The following is a 23,979-nucleotide window of genomic DNA, read 5'->3' as shown; positions in this document are numbered from 1 at the left end:
TTCCTCCCTTAACTATTGCCTTTAAAAACTTTTGAGAATATAAAGATTATAGAGAATTGTTAACAATAATATACTGCCTACAAACACTTATTGTTCTTCATTGATGTCTTCTTCTAACATGGCTTCTTCGTCTTCAAACGACATTGGCTTTACAATTGGAAATGGAATAATGTCTCTTATTGTTGGTGTATCTGTTAAAAGCATGCAAAATCTATCAATACCTATTCCTAATCCACCAGTAGGGGGAAGTCCATATTCTAAAGCTCTTATAAAATCAAGATCCATCATTTGAGCTTCTTCATCACCCAATTCTTTTAGTTTCATCTGATTTTTAAATCTTTCAAATTGATCTTGAGGATCATTAAGTTCTGAGAAGGCATTTGCTATCTCTTTACCATTTATTATTAGCTCAAATCTTTCCGTGAGTCTAGGATCATCTCTTTTCCTTTTCGCTAAGGGTGAGATTTCTATAGGATAATCTATTACAAATGTTGGTTGTATCAATTTGTCTTCGACTAAATCCCATATTTTATCAATATAGTGGTATCTATCTTCTATTTCTACAGCTTGGCCTTTTTCTTTCAAAAAGTTTTTTAGCTCTTCATCAGTGGATTCAAGTATATCGATGCCAAGATTATCTTTGATAAAATCACACATTTTAACTCTTTTGAACGGAGGTTTAAAGTCTAACTCTTGTCCTTGATAGATTATCTTTGATGTTCCATGGATTTTATTTGTAACATGACATAGTAATTCCTCTGTTAGATTCATTATATCGTTATAATCTGCATAAGCTTGATAAAGTTCTATAGTAGTAAACTCTGGATTATGTTTGTTGGAAACTCCCTCATTTCTGAAAATTTTACCAATTTCATAAATTTTTTCCATTCCTCCAACAACCATTCGTTTCAAGTGTAGTTCAGTAGCTATTCTTAAATACATATCTATGTCATAAACATTTAAATGTGTGATGAATGGTCTTGCATTAGCTCCACCCATTACTGTCTGAAGGACGGGTGTTTCTACTTCTAAGAATCCTCTTTCATTTAAAAAATCTCTTATGTACTTTATAATTAAGAATCGGGTTCTGAATGTATCTATTACATCGTCATTAGCAATCATATCAACATATCGTTGTCTGTATCTAATTTCTTTGTCCTTTAAGCCATGCCATTTTTCAGGAAGAGGTCTTACAGCTTTTGATAATAGTTCTAATTCTAATGCTAATAGTGTTAATTCTCCAGTCTTTGTTTTGAAAGGGTAACATTTAATGCCTATCCAATCACCGGTATCAATATATTTTTTGAAAAAATCGTAACTTTTTTCACCAACTTGATCTAATCTAATGTATGCCTGTATTCGCCCAAAGTCATCTTTTAGATCAGCAAAAGCAGATTTACCATGTTTTCTTATAGTCATTATTCTCCCGGCATAATTAAAGATTTCATTTTCTAAAAGTTGTTCGGGTTTAATCCTACTTTCAAATAATTCTTTTATCTGTTGAGAATTGTAATCTTTGGTAAATTTATATTTATATGGTTCAAACCCCTTTTCTCTTAGTTCTGTTATTTGGTTTAATCTTTGTTTTCTTAAGTCCATTATTTGCCTCCTATATTGCTTGAGTTCTTCATATTAAAAAATGTCTTTTATTTCAATCTTTTTATAGTCACCTTTCGCGGTTTTAATTTTTATGATGTCTCCTTTTTTACGACCTAAAATTGCTCTTCCTATAGGTGAATCGACACTAATTTTCTTTTCTGAAAGGTTAGCTTCTTGAGCAGTAACTAAGATAAATTCTTGATCTTGATTTAAACGATAATCTTTGATTTTGACACGTTTTCCTAAATCAACTTTTGAATTATCTGAATTTCCATTGTTTTCAATTACTTCAGCATGATCTAGAATATACTCTATCTCTTTTATTCTTGAGTCTATTTTTCCTTGTTCATTTTTAGCTTCTTCATATTCACTATTTTCTGACAAATCTCCAAGTTCTCTTGCTTCTTTTATTCTTTCAGCAATTTCTCCCATTAGCTTCTTTTTTAACTCATCTCTTTCTTTCTTGAGTTTCTCATACCCTTCGCGGGTAAGTTTGTACACTTCTTCGGCCACTTTTGATTTCCTCCCTCAGTTATCCTTTAATTCTTTAATAGCGTTTAAAAATCCATCAAGATCGCGAAATTCTCTATAAACAGAAGCAAATCTAACATATGCTACTTGATCAATTTGTTTTAGTTGTTCCATAACTTTATCTCCTATTTCAGACGAAGAAATTTCAGACTTACCACTTTTTCTTAGTTGTTCTTCAATATTGTCAACGATTTCTTCTATTTGCTCAGTTGTTACAGGAGTTTTTTCACAAGCTTTTACAATACCTAGCATTAGTTTTTGTCTGTTATATAATTCGCGTCTGCCGTCTTTTTTGATTATTCTTATGTTATTTTGTTCATATCTTTCATATGTAGTAAATCTGCCTTCGCATCGAAGGCATTCTCTTCTTCTTCTTATAGAAGAACCTTTTCCAACTGGTCTTGAATCAAGAACCTTTGTCTCTTCAAAACCACAAAAGGGGCATCTCACAATCGCACCGCCTTATTCGAGTCTTTTTATAAAATCAATCATTTTCCCCAGCGCTATCTAAAGAATTAGCAATCTTAGAAATTTTATTGAACTTATGATATAGTGTGGATTTTTTAATTCCAAGTGCTTCAGCAATCGTACTTAAGCTAGCTTCACGGTTATTTAAACGATAAAATGCTACTTGTTTAAGATCGTCGGGTAAACTCTCAAGACCGATTGTTTTATCTATTGTCAGTATATCGTTGATCTGTTTCAAGGAACTTTTTACAGTTTTTTCTGCATTAGCTGAGATTAAGTTTACGGTTCTAGTAACGTTGCCTCTTATGTTTCTTACACCTATTAGCTTGTATAATTCAGAAACTGCCTCTTTAGCTCCTAGTAATTCCAATATATTTAAAATATCTTCTCTTGCTTTGATATATATTTTTGCCTTTTCATCTTTAATCAAAAGATTAGCTTTTACCCCAACAAGGTCTCTAAAAGTTTTAGCTATATCGTTAAGAAAGCTTTTATTGATTTTTTGTAAGTTGAATTCCATATGGTATGAGTTTTTTACGGAAATTGAACCACAAGAAAGAAACAACCCCTTCAAAAAAGAACCAAAAATAAGAGGATCTTTTTTCAAAAAGGGTGGAAATTTATCTTTTTCAAATGAGAAACAAAAATCTTTTAAGCTTTTTTCTATAAGTTCTTTGTTTAGATAAACTATTCCTGTGCTTCCTAAGTCTAATCTTTTATCGTTATAGGATTTGTATTCAATTTTTTCAGGATAAAAAATCTTTGTAATTTTATACAATCTTTTTAAACTATTCATTGACGTAGCTTTTATCTTTATTAACTTTTCGTTATGATATTCGAAACTTTCTCCTCTACCTACAAAAAAACCAAAAAACTCCGCTTCTGGAAATAGAATTTTGGAGTTAACTAAAGAAAGTTTAACTTTTTCGGAAAATGAACTCAATTTATACATTTTACAATCAACTCAGAAATTTTTTTTGGATCGTGCCTAACAATAGGTCTTTCTTGATTTATTATATATACCAAATCAGATTTGATCAGCCTTTGATCACCATCAATATCTATTAAAACTTGGGTTGCACCCATTTCCTTGTATCTATCTATAACTTGTATGGGTAAATTAGAACTATTCGCAATTATATAATCCAATCTTTGCCCAAGATAATTTTCTATTTCATTAACATGATCCTTTAAGGTGTAACCAGTAGTTTCTCCTGGTTGAGTCATAATATTTGCTACGTAAACCTTTTTATTATGATTTGTATTGATGGCATTTCTAATACCATCAACCAATATATTTGGAATGATACTAGTATATAGACTTCCCGGACCCAAAACTATCAAATCAGCGTTTTTTATAGCTAAGACACTTTCTTCAAATGCTTCAGCATTTCCATCAAGCCATATTCGTTTTATTCTTTTATTTTTGGACACTATGCAAGTTTCTCCAAATGAAATTTCTCCATCTTCAAATTCTGCGGCTAACCTTATCAAATCTAAAGAAGAAGGGTACACTCTTCCTTTAATTTTTAGTGCTTCTGACAAAGTTTTTATAGCAAGAGGAAAATTGTTATTATTCATTCGAGTTAATGCTAACAAAATTATGTTACCAAGATTATGATTTTTTAAGAATCCTTCATTAAATCTATAATCAAGTAATTTAGTCAACAAAGATTCTTTTTCTGCCAATGCCAAAATATTATTTCTAATATCACCAGGTGGAGGTATTTCAAAGTCGTTTCTAATTGCACCAGAACTACCTCCATCATCAGTTACAGTTACTATAGAAGTTACATCGATATCTTTATACCATTTTAAACCTCTTAAAATTTGACTAAGCCCCGTTCCTCCACCAATTGTAACAATGTTTTTCATACTTCTCACCAGCAAAGATGATTTTTATATTATAGATTATTTATTTTTTTTCTAAATCTCTATGTGTAATTGATACTTCTCTACCATCAGCTTTTAATAGGTCGTATAACTTTTGAGCAACATAAACAGACCTGTGTTGTCCTCCTGTACATCCTATACAAAAATAAGCTTCAAAACGTCCACTTTCTGAGTATTTATCTTGAATAAATTTAGCAAAATCAACTAATTTGTTGATTGTTTCAGACGTTTCTGGGAATTGTTCTAAAAAAGTAATTACTTTTTCGTCTAATCCAGTTAATTGATACATTTCAGGAAAATAAAAAGGGTTTGGAAGGTATCGAACATCGATTAAATAATCTGCAATAGAGGGAACTCCTTCTTTAAATCCAAAACTTATAATATTTAATCTTAATTTTCTCAGATTTTCATTAATAATTTGAAAAAAATTCTTTTTTAACTCAGTAGGTTCTATTGATGTCGTGTCTATAACGATATCACATATTTTTTCTATACCACTCATTACTTTTATTTCCTCATCAATAGCTATTTCTAAGGATTTTTCAAGTGGATGTATTCTTCTGGATTTTTTATATCTATCAATTATTGTAGGTTTATCGGCTTTTAAAAAAACTTTATGAATTTCCATATTACACTTTGCTAATTTTTCTACGTTATTAAACACATCATACAAACTCTCAGGGTCCTTCCACCTTATATCACTCACAATTGCAAGTTTTTTTACATTACTCGTGCATAGAATATTTAAAAAATGTTCTATTAAGTTAGGAGGAACATTGTCTACAGTAAAATATTGCTCATCTTCTAAAGCTCTTAATAATGTAGATTTTCCAGCTCCTGATAACCCTGTTATTAAGTACACTACTGGGTTATTCTTCACAATTAATCATCCTTTTTTAGAATTATTGTTTGGTATTAATAAGACTTTTTTCGCTATATTGTCTTTTTTTGGACAAATTGATCTTTTTGAAAGTGGGTTTATAATAAACATCAAACATGAATGCTTTCGAAAGGGTTTCAAATTTGTCAACATTTCCTGTGATATAATAAGTAACTTTTATATTTCCTCTATTTTTGCTTAATTGAACTTCTTTTTCTAGAAAATCAACAATGCTATCAGCAGGGTCTAAAATTAATGAATTTGTATATTTTTTTATTTGCTTTTCTAATATTGGATAATGAGTACATCCAAGAATCACTTTTTTATATTTGGATTTGTAATCTCTCAAATAGTATCTTAATACGGAATCAGCCATTTGACCATACCAATAACCTTCTTCAATTAATGGAACAAAAAGCGGACACGCCTTTTCTTCGTATTTTGATAGGCCTTTTTTAGTTAATAATTCTTTATATACCCCTAATTTAACTGTATTTTCAGTAGCTAAAAGTAGCACAGAATCGTTTTTTTCTACTTTTTCAACTGCATTTTCTATCAAACTTATATAGGTAAAATTATAGTTTTCTAGATTAAAGTTAGTTTTTTTGATTATAGAATCTGTGGTATTACAAGCAGATATGAGAATATCAACATCTAAAGAATCAAAAAAAGATAGAATCTTTTCTAAATTAGAAATAAGAAAAGAAATAGGTTTAGAACCGTAAGGAACATTTACACTATCTCCTAAATAAATGTATTGATGATTTCCAAAATTATTAATAACCTTTTTTAAAACAGTTAGTCCACCAATACCCGAATCAAAAAAACCGATCTTCATTTTTCATCCCAGCTCACTGATTTATTTTCATCGTTATTTTCAGGTGTTTCAATGAATGGATTTAGCGTTGTATTTAAGGATTTACTAAATTTAGCAATCAAATCTTTTATTTCTTGCCTAGTTTTAATTGTATTTAACTTTTCATTAAGTAACATTAATAACAAAATGTAATCAATTTTATCTGAACCTATTTTTCTAGAATAATCTTCAACTTCAGATTTAATTTCTTCTAAAATTTTATTGATAACTTCTTCAGGTTCATTTACTTTGTACCTGTAGTTTTTACCTAAAATATTAACTTCGACACTTCTATAATTTTTCATTACAATCAATCCTTCAAAAAAGATCTATAAATCAATATGAACCATTAGAATTTTCACCTTGAACAGGATTATTAGTTTCAAAAGAACTATCATAATTTGGATTTAAGAAATCCTCTCCAACACGCGAGATTAGAGTTGTTTTTAGTTGATTTAAATAATTTTCAACTTCTTCGTTTTTCCTTTTAATTTCTTCTAACTGTCTGCTTAACTCTTCTTTTTCGCTGTTTAGTTTTTCGTATTCATTAAATAATTCGTCATATTGAGACTTAAGGGTATTTCTTTCTTTTTTTAGCTCGTTGTACCTATCTGCCAAGGTTTCCAACATGTTTTCTAAATCCCTCAAGATTTCCATTCTGTTTTCCCCCTTTTTATTTATTAATTTGTATTAAATAAAGTATTTATTTAAATACTTTATGCTTTTTATTATAACATAAGTAAATGAAAATATATTGAAAGATAGCAAACTTTCAAGCAAATTTATTTGCTTTAAACTTCATTACATATTATAGCATAATAAGACTATTATGTTATAATATTCAAAATCGAAATAATACTCATGGGAGGGAGATTTATGGGCGCAGTGACAAGATTAATTTCCGTGATTAGTGGGGGAATAGGCCTTATTTTCACAATCTTTCTAGTTTTTAATGTCTTAGAGAAATCTCCAGGCGACGAAAAAATGCAAAAGTTATCTAAAGCTATCCAAGTTGGCGCAAAATCTTTTATAATTGCAGAATATAGAATTCTTTTTATTGTACTTGCCTTGTTAGCGGTATTTTTATGGAAAATCAGCTCACATTCAATGGCAATTTCTTTTTTAATGGGTTCTATATTTTCAGCATTGGCGGGTTATTTTGGGCTGTCTATTTCTACAAGGGCAAATTCAAGGACTACTTATGGGGCAACTAAAAGCTTGAAAGACGCATTGACTATTTCTTTTAATGGTGGCGCAGTTATGGGTATGACCGTAGTATCACTCGGATTAATAGGATTAGGCGGCGTTTTTTTTCTTTTTGATGGTAATGTTGAGATTATGAGTGGTTATGCGATGGGGGCTTCATTCGCTGCTTTGTTTGCAAGGGTGGGAGGGGGTATTTTTACAAAAGCCGCGGATATTGGCGCAGATTTGGTTGGTAAAGTCGAAGCAAATATTCCTGAAGATGATCCTAGAAATCCAGCAGTTATAGCGGATAATGTTGGGGATAATGTCGGTGATGTTGCGGGTATGGGTGCGGATTTATATGAATCATATGTTGGAGCTATTTTTTCTGCCTCAGTTTTAGGAGGCATTGATTATTCTATTAAAGGAGCAATATTTCCTTTTTTTGTAGCTTCTTCTGGTCTTTTACTTTCTATACTAGGTATTATTTTGGTTAATTTGTTTATTAAGAAATCGGATAATGTAGAACCTCAAAAAGCGCTAGATTTTGGAACGTATATAACCTCTTTTTTTCAAGCAATAGCGGTTATTGTTCTTTCTAAAATAATTTTGGGATCTTTTAAACCCGCTTTGATTGCTATTTTAGGAATGATGGTGGGTATTCTTATTGGGGCGGTAACAGAATATTATACTTCTAAAAAACCTATAGATGATCTTGCTAAAAGCGCTCCGTCAGGGCCTGCACCTTTAATTATTAATGGTTTAGCATTAGGTATGGAATCGACGCTACTTCCGGTTCTTTTTATTGGCATAAGTATTGTTTTATCTTTTAAATTGTATGGATTATATGGAATTGCAATTGCTGCTCTCGGAATGCTTTCAACATTAGGAATTACTCTTTCAATTGATGCATATGGGCCTATTGCCGATAATGCTGGCGGTATTGCCCAAATGGCTAAGTTGGATCCTCATGTCAGAGAGATTACAGATAAATTGGATACAGTAGGGAATACTACCGCGGCTATAGGAAAAGGGTTTGCAATAGGATCAGCTGCATTAACTGCTTTGGCTCTTTTTGCATCCTACACTCAAGAAGTTAATATATCAGTAGTTGATTTAAACCATGCAAATGTTTTTGTGGCATTATTAGCTGGAGCTATGCTTCCTTTCCTTTTTTCGTCTCTAGTTTTGAAAGCTGTTGGTAAGGCTGCAAATTTGATGGTAGAAGAGGTAAGAAGACAGTTTAAAGAGATTGTTGGATTAATAGACGGAAAAGCAGAACCGAATTATGGAAAGTGTGTTAAAATAGCTACTAGTGGAGCATTAAAACATATGGTTTTACCTTCTCTCATAGCTATTATCGCTCCTATACTTACTTATTTATTATTAGGAAAAGAAGCGGTTGCTGGAATGTTAGCTGGTGCCACAGTTTGTGGTGTGATGCTGGCTATTTTTATGGCTAATTCTGGTGGGGCTTGGGATAATGCGAAAAAAACAATTGAGAGTGGAGAGTTAGGGGGAAAAGGTTCTTTATCTCATAAGGCTTCAATAGTTGGAGATACTGTTGGGGATCCTTTAAAAGACACTGCAGGGCCATCTATAAATATTTTGATAAAACTTATGTCAATTGTTTCAATAGTAATAATTCCGATTCTAGAAGTATTTTTAAGTTGAATTTTTTCAGAAGTTAATTATGTGAACATATATGGCTTATTTTATTATTAATTTATGTAAACGCTAAAAATCGAAAGAGGTGATAAGTGGTGAAAAGAATAGGTGTTTTGAATGTGGGTGGGGATTGTCCCGGTCTTAATGCAGTGATAAGGGCGTTAATAGTAAAAGGCGCTCATGAAGATGTGGAAATTGTAGGAGTATACGATGGATTTATGGGATTGGTTGAAGACAAAATGAGTATATTGGCTAAAGAACACGTTTCTGGAAGATTGCCCGAGGGAGGATTTGTTTTAGGTTCTTCTAAGTATGATCCTACTGCTAATCCTGATGATCTCAAGAAACTTAAAGATAATTTTTCAAAGTATCAAATAACATCTTTGATTTTGTTGACGGGTCATACAGGAACTAATATAGCTTTGAAATTAGCAGATGAAGGGATTCCATCAGTTATTATTCCGGCTACAATTGATAATGACCTAAATTGGACCGATTTAAGTATAGGTTATTTGACTGCCCTGCAAACTGTAAGTGATGCTTTAGACAGACTTCATTCTACAGCAAGTGCTGGTCATAGGGTTATTGTAGTTGAAGTTGGCGGTGATGAATCTGGTTGGTTAGCTATTATAGGAGGTATGGTTGGCGGAGCAGATTATATCATAACTCCAGAGGTAGAATTTGTACCTACTCAGTTAATTGACAATATCAAAAGAAGATACGACATAGGTAGAAGATTTTCATTGGTAGTTGTTGAAGAAAAGGTAAAATTACCCGAAGAAATAAAAAACATTGTAAAAGATCCAAAAATAAGGAGCTACATGAGACCTTCTGAACTAGTTGCAGAATATATAAATGAAAATTTTGAAAATATTGAATGTAGGACCGTAAATTTAGATTATTTACAAAGGGCTGGAACTCCTACATCTTTTGATAGATATCTTGCATTTAAGTTTGGATTTAGTGCAATAGAGGCTGTGAAAAAGGGAAAAACCAACATTGCTTTAGGTTTAAAAGGATTTGATGTCGTAGAGACTCCTTACAATAAAGAAATCTTAAAAAATAAAGAGGTTGATATAGAGATATACAAAATGGCAGAATTATTTTTTTAAGAAAAATAATTTAGCGGTGTATTCGCACCGCTAAATTTCAATTTCAAAGGAGAAAGAAATTGAAAAGAAGGGTATAGTATTGCCATATGGTCCTGACCAATTTTCTTTTTCTTTCTTGCGTTCATCGTCATAAGGAGTTTCTAGATCAATTTCTCCTTTTAGATATCTTTCAATTATAAATTTATATTTAACATTATTGCTGAATATATCTATACCAACAAGAAAGCCTTCCATATCGTTACCATAATCAAAACCTATAGGAATTTCACGAGAATTATATTTAGCGGTATACCTGAGATAAGGCAACCATTGATTGTACATCCAAGTATATATTTTATAATATTCAAATTTTGGAGAAATATAAAGTTTATCAAATTTTTTCACGAACCTTGTCCCTAATCCCCAAGCTAGAGCTGTAGGTTTGTAATCTTCCGCTCCAGATTCAGTTTCTGGTACTAGAAAATCATCTACTGCGAGTTGACCATATAATTGCCAACCTTTTATAGGTATTAGCGAAAAGTCTATACCAAGCATACTGTTTGAGTAACCTTCTCCTAGTGTGTTATGAAAAATACCAAATGGATTGGCATCAGATAAGTCTGGATATTTTCCACCTACTAATTTTAATTCATTTAACGATAATCTCAGTTTTTCAAACAATATAAGTTCTACTCTATGAATAAAAAGGGCTTTTGAAGGTTCTGAATAACCAGTTTTTGAACGATATCTATCTGAATTTCTATCAAAAGAAGTATCTTTTTGTCTCAAAAATTCTTCTTCTGTAAGATAAGGGTTAAAAAAATATGCTCCTGAAACAACTTTAAGCGTGTCGGCGTCATAACCTCCCATAAATCCTGTAACGTAGGGAAGAGAATCAGAAAGATATACGCCTCTTTCAAGATCAGACCAATTAGTTTGATATAATCCTGAGAGCAACCAGACGATGTCATTTGAATAAGTTATAAAAAAAGGATAGATTTCCAATCCTTCTGAGAGTGATATTGGATATGGAGTGATATTTGTAAAATCTTTACCCTCTACTATTGATTGTATAAGTGTTTTTTCATTAATGGCAATTGTTGAAAATATCATTGAAGATAAAAAAAGCATAAAAATAGTTGTTAAAACAATTATTTTTGAGTTTTTCATAATAACCACAACCTTATGAAAAGTGGGTATCAAAATAAATTATAGTCTATTTTAATAAGCCCCCAACACCAACCAATCCATCACCTAGATGAACCAAGGCTACAGATGAGATTTCTCCTGTAAAAATTTTCTTTGGATTAAGGTGTTCTAATTTTGACATGATGTAATCAAAGTAATGCTGAGTTTCTCTTTTTTCTCCAGATTTTGCGACTGCCAAAAATTCAAGTTTCTTTTCTCCAACCCATTGAAGAAAAGAATCAATCATCTTATCGATTGCTTTGTTCATTCCTCTTGCCCTTCCTACTTCATGAAACTCTTCTTCTTCATTGATAGAAATAATCGGTTTAACATTTAGTATCTCTCCCAACGTGCCGGATACTTTTCCTATTCGTCCTCCTGCTTTTAGATATTTCAAGGTAGGTACAACAAAAAATACTTTTGATTTTCCATTTATTAGTGAATCTAATTGTTCTCTTATGTAATCAAAACTTTTTCCTTCTTCAATGTATTCAGCTACTTTACTTACTATCATAGCTGCTCCTAGAGAACCACTATTTGAATCTACAACTTCTATCGTTATATTTGGATGTATTTTTTTTATTTCATTGGCAGTTGAATAAAATAATCCAAAAGTGCCACTTAATTTCTCTGGCACAGTTATTACAAAGATTTCATTATATCCTCTTTCAATAAGTGATTTATAAGCATCAAAAATATCTTCTCGACTAGGTAAAGATGTTTGAGGAATTGAATGCTCCATCGCTTCTATGACTTCTTTTTGAGTTATTTCCAAACCATCTTTGTATTCTTTGCCATTAATTATAACCTTTAAAGGTACCATTTTCACAAAATCCTTTTTAAGTATTTCTGTAGGGGTATCGGTTGCCGAATCACATATTAATCCTATCAATAGTTGATTCCTCCTTTTTAATATTTTTCAAAAAACTCTTCTTCACTCAAAATAGTTATTCCATACTGTCTAGCCTTATCTAGTTTTGAACCCGGATTTTCTCCGACTACAAGTATATTTGTCTTTCTTGTTAGATTATCAGTAAATGTTCCACCTTTTGATTCAACATATTCAGCAAATTCTTGTCTAGTCATTCTAGATAATGCCCCAGTCTGACAAACTAGTAACCCACTGAGAGGTCCTTTTTTTTCTTTTTCTTGGTATCCAAAATTAACGCCAGCGTCTTTTAATTTTTGGATTATCAATTTTACTTCATTTTGAGAGAAGAAATTAATAATAGCTTGTGCTGTATCTTCACCAATGCCTTCAACCTCTAATAGTTCATCAAAATTAGCATTCATAAGATTTTCTAAAGTTTTAAAATGTTTCGCTAAATCTTTCGAGGTCTTGGTTCCAACATTAGGAATTCCTAATGCATTGATTAGTCTGTATAGTTCTCTATTTTTAGAATGTTCAATTTGAGTTAGCACATTTTTAATTGTTTTATCTCCAATTCCTTTTCCTAAACTTCTGATCTTATTTTCATCTAAGTAATATATATCTGCAATATCTTTTAATAATCCTGCATCTACCATACGTTTTAGCAGTTTTTTTCCAAGACCTTGAATGTTCATAGCGTCTCTTGAAACAAAGTTTTCAAGTACTCTAACCAATTTTTCTGGGCAAGAAGGGTTGAGGCATCTTATGGCAACCTCATCACTCTTTATTTTCCCAACTTTTCCACCACATACAGGGCATTTTTCTGGAGGGACAATTTCTTTTTCATCACCTGTTCGTTTTTCTATTACTGGTCCTATAACTTGAGGTATAATTCCTCCCGCTTTTTCTACAAGAACATAATCTCCTTCTCTTATATCTCTTTCTTTTATGTATTCAAAGTTATGTAGACTAGCTCTTTTGACTGTGGTTCCTTCAAGATGAATGGGGTTAAATTCTGCAACAGGTGTTATGATTCCTGTACTTCCTACTTGAAAGTGAATTTTTATTAACTTGGTTTCTTTTTGTTCTGAAGGGAATTTTAAAGCTATAGCCCAGCGAGGAGATCTCACGGTTTCTCCAAGTGCTCTTTGCAATTCAAATTCATTGACTTTAACTACTATTCCATCTACGTCGTACTCTAATTCTCTTCTTTTTTTTGTCCATTCTTTCCAGTATTCAATAACTCCTGAGATATTTTCTTGTTTTCTGCTATGGGGATTGGTCTTAAATCCCAACTCTTTTAAATATTTTAAGGCCTCTTCTTGAGTCTTAAGATTATAATTTTCAGGATATATTATGTAATACATAAAAGAATCTAATTTTCTTTTAGCAACTTCCTTGCTATCAAGAAGTTTTAAAGTTCCAGCAGTTGCATTTCGGGGATTTGCAAAAACTTGAAGGCCGTTTTTTTCACGTTCAGCATTTATTCTGGCAAATTCTCTTGTTGGCATGAATATTTCTCCTCTGACTTCTATATCAACTTGTTTTTTCAATCTTAAAGGTATGCTCAAAATAGTTTTGATATTTTCAGTAATGTCTTCGCCTGTAATGCCATCTCCTCTTGTTATTCCTTGGTTTAATATTCCATTTGAGTATCTAAGTGCCACAGAGACACCATCTATTTTTAATTCACTCATATAATCAATTTGAGATCTGTTTAAGTTTCTTAAAACCCTTTCATGAAATTCTAATATATCAACTTCATTGTATGTATTATCAAGAGAAAGCATGGGAACTGAATGTGGTACTTTTTTAAATTCATCTAATACTATGCCACCAATGCGTTGAGTAGGAGAATCAGGAGCCTTTAGTTCAGGGTACTTTTTTTCTAATTCAAGAAGTTCTTTAAAAAGCTTGTCATATTCTTCATCTGAAATTATGGGATTTGCTAATACGTAATAACGATAATTATGTTCTTCAATTTCTGATTTGAGTTTTTCGTATCGTTCTTTAACATCTTCAGGAACAGGCAAGGTAAAGCCTCCTTCTAAACATTTTAATTATATAATTAAAAGTATGAATTAATGTACACTTGATAAACAATGTAAAGAAAATTCACATATAACAGATATCTTCTTAATTATATCATATGGGTTAGTGTTTATTTGCAATTTGTGTAATTTATTTAGTATAATGATAAAGATAACTAATTTATAACTTTATATCTATTTTTGCAAATATTGTATTTCAAAAAGATACTTAGTAATGGAAGGAGGATGAACCATGGAAATATTACTATTTGCTATTGTAGGTTTTTTAGCTCAACTAATTGATGGGGCACTGGGGATGCTGTATGGAATTTCATGCAATACATTACTCCTGGCTTTGGGGATTCATCCTGCTTTGGCTAGTGCAAGCGTTCATATATCTGAGGTTTTTACGACAGGGGTTTCTGGACTTGCTCACTGGAAATTTGGCAATGTAGACAAAGAAAAAGTTAAGAAATTATTACTACCAGGAATTATAGGTGGAATAATCGGAGCTTTTTTGTTATCAAATCTTCCATTAAATATTATTAAGCCAATCGTTTCAGTTTACTTGTTGATTGTTGGAATAAAGATCATTTATATGTTTTTTACTAAGCCTAAAAAAGAGAATGAAAGATTAAAATTAAGACCTTTGGCTTTTTTTGGAGGTTTACTTGATGCAATAGGTGGAGGAGGCTGGGGACCTATTGTTACTTCAACATTGGTTTCAAATGGTCATACGCCGAGTACCACAATCGGTTCTGTCAATTTAACAGAATTTTTTGTTACTATAGCTCAGTCTGTAACTTTTTTCTTTTTTTTAACTAATTTTAATTTTAAAATAATATTAGGGTTAATTATAGGTGGTGTACTCGCTGCTCCATTAGCAGCTTATCTAACAAAAAAGCTTCCATCAAAAATCCTTTTATTAGCTGTTGGAATAGGAGTTTGTTTTTCTAGTATAAGAGATTTGATTAATGCATTTTAAGTACTATGTTTGTATTCTTGGAATCAATATTGTTAAATGACTAAAGCTCAATCAATTATTATTGTTCCATTATTATCAGCAGTAGTTATTATATAAGAGCTATTTACGTTAAAGCTTGAAAAAGTATTAATCATTGATTGAGCGATGTTCTCTTCGTTTGAATTTGAAAAAGCTATTATTGACGATCCTGAGCCGCTAAGAGCAACGCCAAGTGAGCCTTCTTTATATGCGCTATTAACAACATCATAAAAACCAGGAATTAACTTTGCTCTATAATTTTGATGTAATCTATCTTGAAAAGCAAGTGAAAGATAAGAGTAATCCATCGTAATTAGGGATGCAGTTAGTAATGATGCCCTACTAAGATTAAATATAGCATCTTCACGTGTAATCTCAGTTGGAAGTATCTTTCTTGCTTCTTTTGTTTTTATTTTTATTTCGGGAATTACAACAATAATTTTTAGTGATTCATCAACGCTAATCTTTTTAAAAATAATTTTATTGTTTTCAATAATTGTTATATTAAATCCTCCATTTAAAGCAGGGACTATATTGTCAGAGTGTCCTTCTATTTTGTATGCAAGGTCGAGAATTTCTTCGTTATTCATAGGATTATCTAGAATTTTATTACTTGCTAGAATGCCTGCAAGTATTGCAGTAGCACTGCTTCCTAACCCTCGCGAAAAAGGTATGTTTATTTCTTCTGTTATTCTTATGCCTGGAATATCTTTGTTAAACATCTCAAAAGTTTTCTTCATAGCTTCATATACTAGATTATCTTCTTGATTTATTGGGATCTCTTTTCCTTTGAATTGTACAATAAATTCAAAATAACTAGGGATTGTTTCAAAAGTAAAAGTGTTATAGATTTTTAGGGCAAGCCCAAAACAGTCAAATCCAGGACCTAAATTCGCTGAAGTAGCTGGAATTCTTATTTTAAACAAGTTAAAACCTCCTAAATATACGCTAATAAAAATAGTATCTCCTTAATAATTAGGGTACTCTTTGTCCTAAAGCCGCTTCATAAATTATATACCATTGTTCAGGATCCATTTTAATTTCTAACGCATCAACAGCATTTTTAAGCCTTTGAATTTTTCCACTACCTGAGATAGGAATTATACCCACTGGATGGTTCAGCAACCATGCATAAACTATAGTATCTAATGATTCAGTATTAAAATCTTTGGCAACTTCTTTTAAGGCGTTAGTTATTCTCTTACCTTTATCATCGTTTATATTAAAGAGTTTTCCTCCAGCTAGAGGTGACCAAGCCATTGGGTTAATATTTTTTTCCATCAAAAAGTATATATTATCGTTTTGGAAATGTTCTAAATTGTATGGGGATATTTCAATTTGATTTGTAACTAGGTTTAAGTTCATTTTTGATTGTAAGGTTTTAAATTGCTGAATAGTGAAGTTTGAAACTCCAAAATATAACACCTTTCCAGCTTTGCTTAATTGATAAAAAGCTTCTGCAATCTCTTCTGGATTCATGAAAGGATCGGGTCTATGGATAAGCAAAAGGTCGATATAATTAGTATTAAAATTTTTTAAAGATTGATCTACAGATTCTAATATATGTTCTTTTCTCGTGTTATAATGTGCAACACGTCTAGGAAATTTCTCGTTTTTTAACATAATTCCACATTTTGTTACTATCTGAATTTTGTTTCTGAGTGAAGGATTATCTTTTAATATATTTCCAAAAATGGCCTCACAAGTGTGATTTCCATATATATCTGCATGGTCAAACGTAGTTACACCCAAATTAATACATTTTTGAACAAATTCTTCTAATTCTGTTTTTGTAAAATTCCATTGATTTAATCTCATCATACCTTGTACAATACGGGAAAATTTTAATCCACTTTTTGAAACACTAATTGTCATCTCCATAATTTATCTCCTCTATCCATCTTTTACAAATTTTTAAACCTTCACTAGCATCTTTTGCATATGCATCACATCCAAAGTTATTTGCTAATTGTTTGTTCATTGAAGCCCCACCTGCAATAATTTTGACAGGGAAACTCAATTTTCTAACCTCGTTTACTACTTCTTCAATCTTTCCTATCGTAGTTGTCATCATAGCCGATAAACCTAGTATTTGAGGTTTTTCTTTACGTACAGCTTCAACAATTTTTTGTGTTTCAACGTCCTTTCCTAAATCGATAACTTCAAAGTTTGAGCTTCTTAACACTGTGGCGACAATATTTTTGCCAATATCATGTATGTCACCTTCTACAGTTGCAATAACTACCTTTGCCTTTTTTGTTTCTGACTCGCCAATGAATTGGTTTATGTAGTCAAAAATAGGTTTCACAGTATCAGAGGCTAATAATAATTCTGGCAAGTAAATTTTTCCTTCAGAATATAGATCACCTATTTGTTCCATAGCCTTTGCTAAGATATTCTGACTAATTTCTAAAGGTTCTTTCTCTTCTAACTCTTTTTGTATTATTGTTTTGAGGTTTTCTTGGTTTCCTTGTAAAATATTTTCTACTAATTTATCTCTATTTTCTATTTTATTTTCTATTACTAGATTTCCATCTAATAATTGATTTCCTTTAAGAATGTTCATAAGCAGTGAATCTTCAGGATTCATGATTGCAGAGTTTAAACCATTGTATATAGCTCTTGACAAAAATGCCGCATTAATTTGACTTCTGTTGGGGAGTCCAAAGCTTAAATTAGAAAGTCCAATTATTGTGTTAAAATTGTGTGAAGAAAGAAGTTTAATAGTGTCTAAAGTGATGTTTGGATTGTAGTTTGCTGCAACTGATAAAACTAATGGATCAACAATAAATTGCTTTTTACTAAATCCAAGTTTTTCAAGTTCTTTCCATTTAGTTTGTATTAATTGAAACCTTTCTTCTGCAGATTCAGGAATATCTTTCCCCATTGCAAGTATTATTAGCAAGCCACCGTACTTTTTAATAAATTCAAGTTTTTTATCGAGATCTTTTTTTGTCAATCTAGCTGAGTTTATTATTGGTCTACCGGGATATTCTATTAAAGCAGTTTCAAGAAAATCAACGTTCTGTATGTCAAGAGAAAGAGGCAAAGAAGAGTATTTGTCTAATTCCAAGATTATGTGTTTTATGTGTTCGGTATTTAAGATTTTTTCAATCCCAATGTTTAAGTCTAAAGCATCTGCTCCAGCAGACTTTTGGCTATTTGCTCTTTTAATTATTTCCTCAAAATTGAATTCTTCTATTTCTTTTTGAAAAGAATTGTTTCCTGCAGGATTTATTTTTTCTCCTATTACAGTGAAAGGATGATATTTCTTTAATATTGTACGTGATGAGTACATTATGGGAATGTCTTTGTATATTTTTTTTGTTTTTCTATTCTTTATCATGTTTTTTATGACTTTTATGTGTAAAGGTGTTGTACCGCAACATCCTCCTATAATGTTTGCTCCTAATTCTACATAATCTTCAACATACATTCCAAATACTTCTGGTGTCATTCTATATTCAATAGTTTTTCCGTCATAAATAGGTTTACCAGCATTTGGTTCAACACTTAGAGGTTTGTTTGTAGAAAAAGACAACTTTTGAAAAACATCAATTAATTCATCTGGGCCTAAGGTGCAATTGATTCCAATAACATCGATATCTAGATCATTAACAACATTTGCAAAGATCTCAACAGAAGTTCCCGTTATAGAAGACCCGTTTTTTTCAAAAGTCATGTGAGCTATCAAAGGTAATTCTGAGCTAACTTTTCTTATTCCCCATATAGCAGCCTTAAGCTCTTTTATATCACTTATGGTTTCTACTATAAACCCATCTACGCCTGCGTTATACAAAATTTTTGCTTGCTGATAGAACTCTTCAATTGTGTCTTTCATTTCAAGAGTTCCTAGAGGTTTTGGAAATTCTCCCAAAGAAGATATATCCCCAAATACTAAAACTTTATCTTTTGCAGCATTTTTTGCAATCTCAACAGCTTTTGAATTAATACGTAGAAAGTCATCTTCCAATTTAAGCTCTTTTAACTTTTTTCTATTAGCGCTGAATGTATTGGTTAAAATAATATCTGCTCCAGCTTCAATGTATTCATTATGAAGTTGATACACAACTTCAGGATGCATTATATTCAATAATTCAGCTGGAATATTAGAGTATCCTCTTTTGATAAATTCACTTCCGTATCCACCATCTAGTAACAAAATTTTCTTTTTTAAAGTTTCTAAAAAATTTTTTCTATCCACTATACCACCCAATCATACAAATTGTGCTTTTTCTTGGAGTAATAATACCTGTATTTTGGTTAACTGTTACTATATCTGTTTTTAATAGGTTTTTCACTATGTCATAATTTTTTCGTATATCTATATCATCATAGCCTGGAGAAAATCTTCTAGTACCCTGTCCGAATTGTTTCCTTAATTTTTCGTCAAAAGTACTATTTAATGCTTCTATCGCCTCAGATGCCCAGGCATCTAAAAGTGTAGAAATTAACGTATTTGAATTTGATATAAAATTATCTATATCTTTACCTAATGTTGAAGCAAAAAAAGTTATTAGCTTTACACCTTTAAAAGAATGGGGTATCAAGCTATTGGCTAGAATATCTACAGGCAGAGTATTAAAAACAACTTTTGGTTTGGATAATTCTAAACCATATAGGTATACATTGTTGATTTCTTCCTTCAATTTATCATTAATACTATGCGTTGTACCTTTAAAACCAGCTCTGAGTAGATAAAACCTTTTTTGAGGCATTATTTCAAAGGCCTCAGGAATATACACATCAGGCATTTTTAATCCTCCAAAATTTTCTTTGTAACCTAAATTATTAAATCTGCTAACTCACCCAGATTTTTTGCTATTATATCAGGTTTTATAGGAGTATTATCTAAATCTGTTAATTTTGCTTCTCCTGTTAGGACTAAAGTAGTTAAAGTGTTTGCATGTATTCCAATTAAAATATCGGTGTACAATCTGTCTCCTACCATACATGTTTTTTCTGGCGTTAATCCATAGTCATTTATAACCATTTCTAATATTCTTGGATCAGGTTTTCCAAATACTAGATCAGGTTTTTTGTTACAAGCCTGTGAGATAGTGCTCGCTATTGCACCGGTATCTGGAATAGGTCCATCTATGGTTGGGCAATTTAAATCTGGATTGGTCGCGATAAATAAAGCACCTCTACTTATAAAAACAGAGGCTTTTGCAAGTTTTTCGTATGTTAGTGTTTTATCAAATGTAACTACAACCATTTCAGGAGAATCTTCTACAATCTCATGATTATATCTTTTATACTCTTGAATAATTGAAGGTGTTCCAACCAAATAAATTTTCTTAGAGCCAAACTGTTTTTTAATGTATTCGGCTGTTGCAATACCTGCTGTATATATTTCTTTTTCTGAGATGGGATATCCAATAGATTCAAATTCTTCAATATATTCTTGCTTAGATTTATTTGAATTATTTGTTAGAAAAACAAGCTTTTTACCCTGAGTTTTTAAAAGATTAGAAAATTTTTGAGCACCATCAACAAGCTGTTTACTGACATAGAACGTACCATCAATATCTAATACAAATAACTCAACATTTTTAAGCCTTTTTATAGCTTCTTCATTGATCTTCAAGTTGCATCCTCCTAAAAAATATGTTATTTATAGTCACTTTAGAAATTCTAAAATGCGGAATTTAACTGATTTTTAATGTTGCGTGTTTGAAGTTGTTAGCTCCCAATTTCTAATTTGGTACTTGTATCAAAGAAAGGGTGAGGGCTTCGCCCTAGACCCGTTATAAATTCAAAAAAGCTCAAGTTATTCTATACTGATTCTTTATTTTTTAATAAGTAAACTCTTTTTATTATATAAGAAATTATGAATAAAACAAATAAGGTGACAACAATAGTTGGACCAGAGGGGATATCAAAATAATAAGAGGCTATGAATCCGAGTACAGAAGATACAAAACCGATTATTAATGATATTAAAATCATTTGATTGATACTTTTAGCAAATAACTTTCCTATTACTCCTGGGGTAATTAGCAAAGAAGTTATTAATATTATACCTATTATTTTAGCAGAAATAACAATTGTAATAGAAGTAATAATTAAAAAGGATAAATTAATAAAATCTACTGGCACACCAAATATTTGGCTTAACTTCTGATTGTAAGCGTAATATTTAAGTTCCTTATTAAAAAATATAATATAAAAAATTATTATTAAATCAAAGATAAATAGTAACTTTAGATCTTCATTATTAATCATCAATACATCGCCAAATAGAAAACTATCAATTTCCGGTACATATCCCTTTTTGAAAGATAATAATATGATTCCAACTGCCATTGATAGAGTTAAAAGCATACCAATAACGCTGTTTTCTTGAACTTTCTCTTTTTTACCAAGTATATGAATAGCTACTGCAAAAACAATTGCAACAATTAATGAGATAACATTCATATTTAGATTAAAGAATAAAGCGAAGGCTATTGCACCAAATGCAACATGTGCAGCTCCTTCTCCTATAAACTCCATTTTTTTTAGAACGATAAAATTCGATAGTAAAGAACTTCCTAAACCAGCTAGTATTGCTCCTATTAAGCCATTTCTTAAAAAAGGGTATTTAAGTATTTCCATCATGTTTATCGACCACCGCTTTCATAGTTCCGTTTAAATGTGCAAACAATTCAAAGTCTTCAGAGTATAATTCTTTTAAATCCTTCATGTTTATATCCCGGGTATTTTTATGACAATGAAGAGTTTTATTTAAACAAAGAATTCTAGTTGTTTCTTTAAATATCATATTAAGGTCGTGACTTACTAAAATTATTGTCATATTTTTTTCTTCTTTTAATTTTTTCAGAATATTTAATAATAGCTCTTGACCAGGTTTATCGATATTAGCCTCCGGTTCATCAAGTATTAGTATGTCGGGATCTGATACTAGGGCTCTTGCAATCATTACTCTTCTGTATTCACCACCCGATAACTTTCCTATTTGTCTATCATACAACTCTTCTATACTTAGTAACTGAAGAACCTCTTTTACCTTTTGGTAATGGTATTTCTTGAAACGTTTTATGGGTCCAACTTCTTTATATAGTCCTAATAAGACTAACTCATATACTTTCATAGGAAAAGTTGAAATAATTTCTTCAACTTGTGGAACATAACCTATTTTACCTTTTATTGAGACTTCGCCCGAATATTTTTCTATTTCACCAGTAATAATTTTTACCAAGGTTGATTTTCCTGCACCGTTTGGCCCAATTATTCCAACGAAATCCCCTTTATATATGTCAAAAAAAATATTTGTCAAGATCTGATTGTTGTTCACCGAGTAATTTAAATTATTAGCAGAGATAACAGGTTCATTTTTCATATGCTGTTCTCCTTATAATTTCGAACATATTGTATAAATATAAAGAATCGATATCAATTATTTGTTCTTTACTACCAATTGGGTCAAGTAATCCAATATTTAAATTAAGGTTTTTTGCAATAGTGTTTGCAGCTTTATCGCTCAATTGAGGTTCATTGAAAATGGCTTTTACGTTTTTATTTTTTGCGATTTCGCTTAATTCTATTATTTCTTTAGGTGTAGGAGGAACACCTGGTGTTGACTCCACAACTGCAGCAATTTTAATATTATACTTTTTTGCAAAATAATCAAATGAATTATGTACCACAAAAATATCCCCATGTACTTGTTTTGATTTCTCGTTTAAATAATTATCAAGTTTGACCATTCTGTTTGTAAGATAATCACCATTTTGTGAATAAAAAAAACTATTTTCGGGATCTAATTTTGAGAGATCTTCAACTAATCCGGGAATAATATATGTATATACTAGATATGGATCTAACCATATATGTGGATTGTACAATTCCTCGCTTTCATGGTTACTATTGAGAATATCCTCGCCTTCGTGATGGTGCATGCTTATAATTAATTCTTTTTCAGGTACATAGTCAGAGGCATAAATAATCTTGATATTATCTTGTTTTAAATTTTCTGTTAGTTTTGAAATAAAGATCTCTAAGTTTAAGCCGTTGAGAATTAATAAATCAGAGTTATATAAACTCTTTAGATTTTGTGGAGTGAGAGAGTAAGTATGAGGACTATTCCCAGCAGGGATTACTAGGTTTACAGTCCCAAGGTCTCCTATAATTTCCTTAACTATCAAATAATAGGGCATTATTGAAGTCGATACATTTAAAGAAAATGACAGAAATGCAAATAACACAAAAATGCTAAAAATTAACTTTTTTTTCATTTTTTCATCTCCTCCTGACAATTTTTACAGATTCCTTCAAAATAAAGTGTGTGACCAAGAACCTCATACCCCAAAGTATCTGTTATGAATTTGCTTATAGTTTCTGAATAACAGAGATTAAATCGTTCGAATTTTTTACACCTAACACAATAAATAAAATGAAAGTGACCAGACCCTTTATAAAAATAAGTAATTTTATCAGAAAAAACTATAGACCTTAACTTTCCATTCTTTTCAAAGTTTTTTAAGTTTCTATATATAGTCGACTTATCATATTCTCCATTTAGCAACTCATAAATATAATCAGCACTTAAAGGGACATCCTCATTTTGGAAAATATTTAGAATATCTCTTCTAGCTTTTGTGCTTCTCATTCTAATAATCACTCCCAAAATCTTTTGTTTTAAATTGCAAGTTGTTCGCTTTTGCAAATGAGTTGCAAATATTATATAACTATTTTTAAATATAGTCAATAC

Annotated in this window: 24 protein-coding genes; 3 read left to right on the top strand and 21 right to left on the bottom strand. The window is 31.0% G+C overall.

Features of this window, described 5'->3' with window-relative positions:
- Positions 1-87 precede the first annotated feature (87 nt).
- Genes lysS through DTL3_RS08745 form a run of 9 tightly spaced genes read right to left on the bottom strand, consistent with a single transcriptional unit; the run spans position 88 to position 6,884 of the window.
- Positions 88-1,599 carry a lysine--tRNA ligase gene (gene lysS / locus DTL3_RS08785; RefSeq protein WP_045088384.1) on the bottom strand — a complete coding sequence of 504 codons (1,512 nt, stop codon included), beginning with the start codon at positions 1,597-1,599 and terminating at the stop codon, positions 88-90.
- Between the two features lie 33 nt (positions 1,600-1,632).
- Positions 1,633-2,112 carry a transcription elongation factor GreA gene (gene greA / locus DTL3_RS08780; protein WP_045088383.1) on the bottom strand — a complete coding sequence of 160 codons (480 nt, stop codon included), beginning with the start codon at positions 2,110-2,112 and terminating at the stop codon, positions 1,633-1,635.
- Between the two features lie 15 nt (positions 2,113-2,127).
- On the bottom strand, positions 2,128-2,580 hold the full coding sequence (nrdR, locus tag DTL3_RS08775) for a transcriptional regulator NrdR (protein WP_045088382.1): 453 nt from the start codon (positions 2,578-2,580) through the stop codon (positions 2,128-2,130).
- Between the two features lie 34 nt (positions 2,581-2,614).
- Complete coding sequence (whiA, locus tag DTL3_RS08770) at positions 2,615-3,550, bottom strand: DNA-binding protein WhiA (RefSeq protein WP_052670466.1); 936 nt, start codon at positions 3,548-3,550, stop codon at positions 2,615-2,617.
- Positions 3,538-4,473: a gluconeogenesis factor YvcK family protein gene (locus DTL3_RS08765; RefSeq protein WP_045088381.1), complete on the bottom strand. Its 936-nt coding sequence runs from the start codon at positions 4,471-4,473 to the stop codon at positions 3,538-3,540. Before DTL3_RS08765 ends, whiA begins: the two co-directional genes overlap by 13 nt.
- A gap of 40 nt (positions 4,474-4,513) precedes the next feature.
- Positions 4,514-5,371 (bottom strand): RNase adapter RapZ, encoded by an 858-nt coding sequence (gene rapZ / locus DTL3_RS08760; protein ID WP_045088380.1) that lies wholly within the window; start codon positions 5,369-5,371, stop codon positions 4,514-4,516.
- A 22-nt stretch (positions 5,372-5,393) separates the two neighbouring features.
- Entirely contained in the window at positions 5,394-6,209 is an 816-nt protein-coding gene (gene murI, locus DTL3_RS08755) for a glutamate racemase (protein ID WP_045088379.1), read from the bottom strand.
- Positions 6,206-6,532 carry a cell division protein ZapA gene (gene zapA / locus DTL3_RS08750; RefSeq protein ID WP_045088378.1) on the bottom strand — a complete coding sequence of 109 codons (327 nt, stop codon included), beginning with the start codon at positions 6,530-6,532 and terminating at the stop codon, positions 6,206-6,208. The genes murI and zapA overlap by 4 nt, the downstream gene beginning before the upstream one ends.
- 31 nt (positions 6,533-6,563) lie before the next feature.
- Positions 6,564-6,884, bottom strand: a complete 321-nt coding sequence (locus tag DTL3_RS08745) for a hypothetical protein (protein WP_045088377.1) — start codon at positions 6,882-6,884, stop codon at positions 6,564-6,566.
- A 219-nt stretch (positions 6,885-7,103) separates the two neighbouring features.
- Between DTL3_RS08745 and DTL3_RS08740 the strand changes: the two genes are divergently transcribed.
- On the top strand, positions 7,104-9,086 hold the full coding sequence (locus DTL3_RS08740; RefSeq protein WP_045088376.1) for a sodium-translocating pyrophosphatase: 1,983 nt from the start codon (positions 7,104-7,106) through the stop codon (positions 9,084-9,086).
- A gap of 89 nt (positions 9,087-9,175) precedes the next feature.
- Complete coding sequence (locus tag DTL3_RS08735; protein ID WP_045088375.1) at positions 9,176-10,192, top strand: 6-phosphofructokinase; 1,017 nt, start codon at positions 9,176-9,178, stop codon at positions 10,190-10,192.
- A 30-nt stretch (positions 10,193-10,222) separates the two neighbouring features.
- Here DTL3_RS08735 and DTL3_RS08730 read toward each other — a convergent pair whose 3' ends face one another.
- The 3 genes from DTL3_RS08730 to ligA are packed head-to-tail and all read right to left on the bottom strand — an operon-like array spanning position 10,223 to position 14,263.
- Positions 10,223-11,341 carry a hypothetical protein gene (locus DTL3_RS08730; RefSeq protein WP_052670464.1) on the bottom strand — a complete coding sequence of 373 codons (1,119 nt, stop codon included), beginning with the start codon at positions 11,339-11,341 and terminating at the stop codon, positions 10,223-10,225.
- A gap of 46 nt (positions 11,342-11,387) precedes the next feature.
- Positions 11,388-12,251, bottom strand: a complete 864-nt coding sequence (locus DTL3_RS08725; RefSeq protein WP_045088374.1) for a DegV family protein — start codon at positions 12,249-12,251, stop codon at positions 11,388-11,390.
- A gap of 17 nt (positions 12,252-12,268) precedes the next feature.
- On the bottom strand, positions 12,269-14,263 hold the full coding sequence (ligA, locus tag DTL3_RS08720) for an NAD-dependent DNA ligase LigA (protein ID WP_045088373.1): 1,995 nt from the start codon (positions 14,261-14,263) through the stop codon (positions 12,269-12,271).
- A gap of 250 nt (positions 14,264-14,513) precedes the next feature.
- Here ligA and DTL3_RS08715 point away from each other — a divergent pair, with 250 nt between their 5' ends.
- The gene (locus DTL3_RS08715) at positions 14,514-15,245 is read left to right on the top strand and encodes a sulfite exporter TauE/SafE family protein (protein ID WP_045088372.1); all 732 of its coding nucleotides are present in this window, start codon (positions 14,514-14,516) and stop codon (positions 15,243-15,245) included.
- A gap of 47 nt (positions 15,246-15,292) precedes the next feature.
- On the opposite strand, the gene thrB is transcribed toward DTL3_RS08715, so the two are convergent.
- The 9 genes from thrB to DTL3_RS08670 form a co-directional block, all read right to left on the bottom strand.
- The gene (thrB, locus tag DTL3_RS08710) at positions 15,293-16,189 is read right to left on the bottom strand and encodes a homoserine kinase (protein WP_045088371.1); all 897 of its coding nucleotides are present in this window, start codon (positions 16,187-16,189) and stop codon (positions 15,293-15,295) included.
- A gap of 49 nt (positions 16,190-16,238) precedes the next feature.
- A complete protein-coding gene (locus DTL3_RS08705) occupies positions 16,239-17,138 on the bottom strand; it encodes an aldo/keto reductase (protein ID WP_197539565.1) in 900 nt (299 codons plus the stop codon).
- Complete coding sequence (locus tag DTL3_RS08700) at positions 17,128-19,467, bottom strand: homocysteine S-methyltransferase family protein (protein WP_045088369.1); 2,340 nt, start codon at positions 19,465-19,467, stop codon at positions 17,128-17,130. The genes DTL3_RS08705 and DTL3_RS08700 overlap by 11 nt, the downstream gene beginning before the upstream one ends.
- Positions 19,460-20,017 carry a hypothetical protein gene (locus DTL3_RS08695; protein ID WP_045088368.1) on the bottom strand — a complete coding sequence of 186 codons (558 nt, stop codon included), beginning with the start codon at positions 20,015-20,017 and terminating at the stop codon, positions 19,460-19,462. Before DTL3_RS08695 ends, DTL3_RS08700 begins: the two co-directional genes overlap by 8 nt.
- 29 nt (positions 20,018-20,046) lie before the next feature.
- Positions 20,047-20,853 carry an HAD-IIA family hydrolase gene (locus DTL3_RS08690; protein ID WP_045088367.1) on the bottom strand — a complete coding sequence of 269 codons (807 nt, stop codon included), beginning with the start codon at positions 20,851-20,853 and terminating at the stop codon, positions 20,047-20,049.
- A gap of 188 nt (positions 20,854-21,041) precedes the next feature.
- Complete coding sequence (locus DTL3_RS08685; protein ID WP_045088366.1) at positions 21,042-21,866, bottom strand: metal ABC transporter permease; 825 nt, start codon at positions 21,864-21,866, stop codon at positions 21,042-21,044.
- A complete protein-coding gene (locus DTL3_RS08680) occupies positions 21,850-22,608 on the bottom strand; it encodes a metal ABC transporter ATP-binding protein (protein WP_045088365.1) in 759 nt (252 codons plus the stop codon). The genes DTL3_RS08685 and DTL3_RS08680 overlap by 17 nt, the downstream gene beginning before the upstream one ends.
- A complete protein-coding gene (locus tag DTL3_RS08675; protein WP_045088364.1) occupies positions 22,598-23,503 on the bottom strand; it encodes a metal ABC transporter substrate-binding protein in 906 nt (301 codons plus the stop codon). The genes DTL3_RS08680 and DTL3_RS08675 overlap by 11 nt, the downstream gene beginning before the upstream one ends.
- Positions 23,500-23,877, bottom strand: coding sequence for a Fur family transcriptional regulator (locus tag DTL3_RS08670; RefSeq protein WP_045088363.1), 378 nt, complete (start codon positions 23,875-23,877; stop codon positions 23,500-23,502). The genes DTL3_RS08675 and DTL3_RS08670 overlap by 4 nt, the downstream gene beginning before the upstream one ends.
- Between the last annotated feature and the right edge of the window lie 102 nt (positions 23,878-23,979).

This window comes from Defluviitoga tunisiensis, assembly GCF_000953715.1.
Taxonomy (GTDB): Bacteria; Thermotogota; Thermotogae; order Petrotogales; family Petrotogaceae; genus Defluviitoga; species Defluviitoga tunisiensis.
This window is presented reverse-complemented; position numbering and strand designations above follow the sequence as displayed.

Excerpts from the sequence above, each read along its gene's own strand:
- lysS (WP_045088384.1), bottom strand. The coding sequence starts at position 1,599 with ATGGACTTAAGAAAACAAAGATTAAACCAAATAACAGAACTAAGAGAA.
- whiA (WP_052670466.1), bottom strand. The coding sequence starts at position 3,550 with ATGTATAAATTGAGTTCATTTTCCGAAAAAGTTAAACTTTCTTTAGTT.
- DTL3_RS08765 (WP_045088381.1), bottom strand. The coding sequence starts at position 4,473 with ATGAAAAACATTGTTACAATTGGTGGAGGAACGGGGCTTAGTCAAATT.
- murI (WP_045088379.1), bottom strand. The coding sequence starts at position 6,209 with ATGAAGATCGGTTTTTTTGATTCGGGTATTGGTGGACTAACTGTTTTA.
- zapA (WP_045088378.1), bottom strand. The coding sequence starts at position 6,532 with ATGAAAAATTATAGAAGTGTCGAAGTTAATATTTTAGGTAAAAACTAC.
- DTL3_RS08745 (WP_045088377.1), bottom strand. The coding sequence starts at position 6,884 with ATGGAAATCTTGAGGGATTTAGAAAACATGTTGGAAACCTTGGCAGAT.
- DTL3_RS08740 (WP_045088376.1), top strand. The coding sequence starts at position 7,104 with ATGGGCGCAGTGACAAGATTAATTTCCGTGATTAGTGGGGGAATAGGC.
- DTL3_RS08730 (WP_052670464.1), bottom strand. The coding sequence starts at position 11,341 with ATGAAAAACTCAAAAATAATTGTTTTAACAACTATTTTTATGCTTTTT.
- DTL3_RS08715 (WP_045088372.1), top strand. The coding sequence starts at position 14,514 with ATGGAAATATTACTATTTGCTATTGTAGGTTTTTTAGCTCAACTAATT.
- DTL3_RS08705 (WP_197539565.1), bottom strand. The coding sequence starts at position 17,138 with ATGACAATTAGTGTTTCAAAAAGTGGATTAAAATTTTCCCGTATTGTA.
- DTL3_RS08695 (WP_045088368.1), bottom strand. The coding sequence starts at position 20,017 with ATGCCTGATGTGTATATTCCTGAGGCCTTTGAAATAATGCCTCAAAAA.
- DTL3_RS08685 (WP_045088366.1), bottom strand. The coding sequence starts at position 21,866 with ATGATGGAAATACTTAAATACCCTTTTTTAAGAAATGGCTTAATAGGA.
- DTL3_RS08680 (WP_045088365.1), bottom strand. The coding sequence starts at position 22,608 with ATGAAAAATGAACCTGTTATCTCTGCTAATAATTTAAATTACTCGGTG.
- DTL3_RS08675 (WP_045088364.1), bottom strand. The coding sequence starts at position 23,503 with ATGAAAAAAAAGTTAATTTTTAGCATTTTTGTGTTATTTGCATTTCTG.
- DTL3_RS08670 (WP_045088363.1), bottom strand. The coding sequence starts at position 23,877 with ATGAGAAGCACAAAAGCTAGAAGAGATATTCTAAATATTTTCCAAAAT.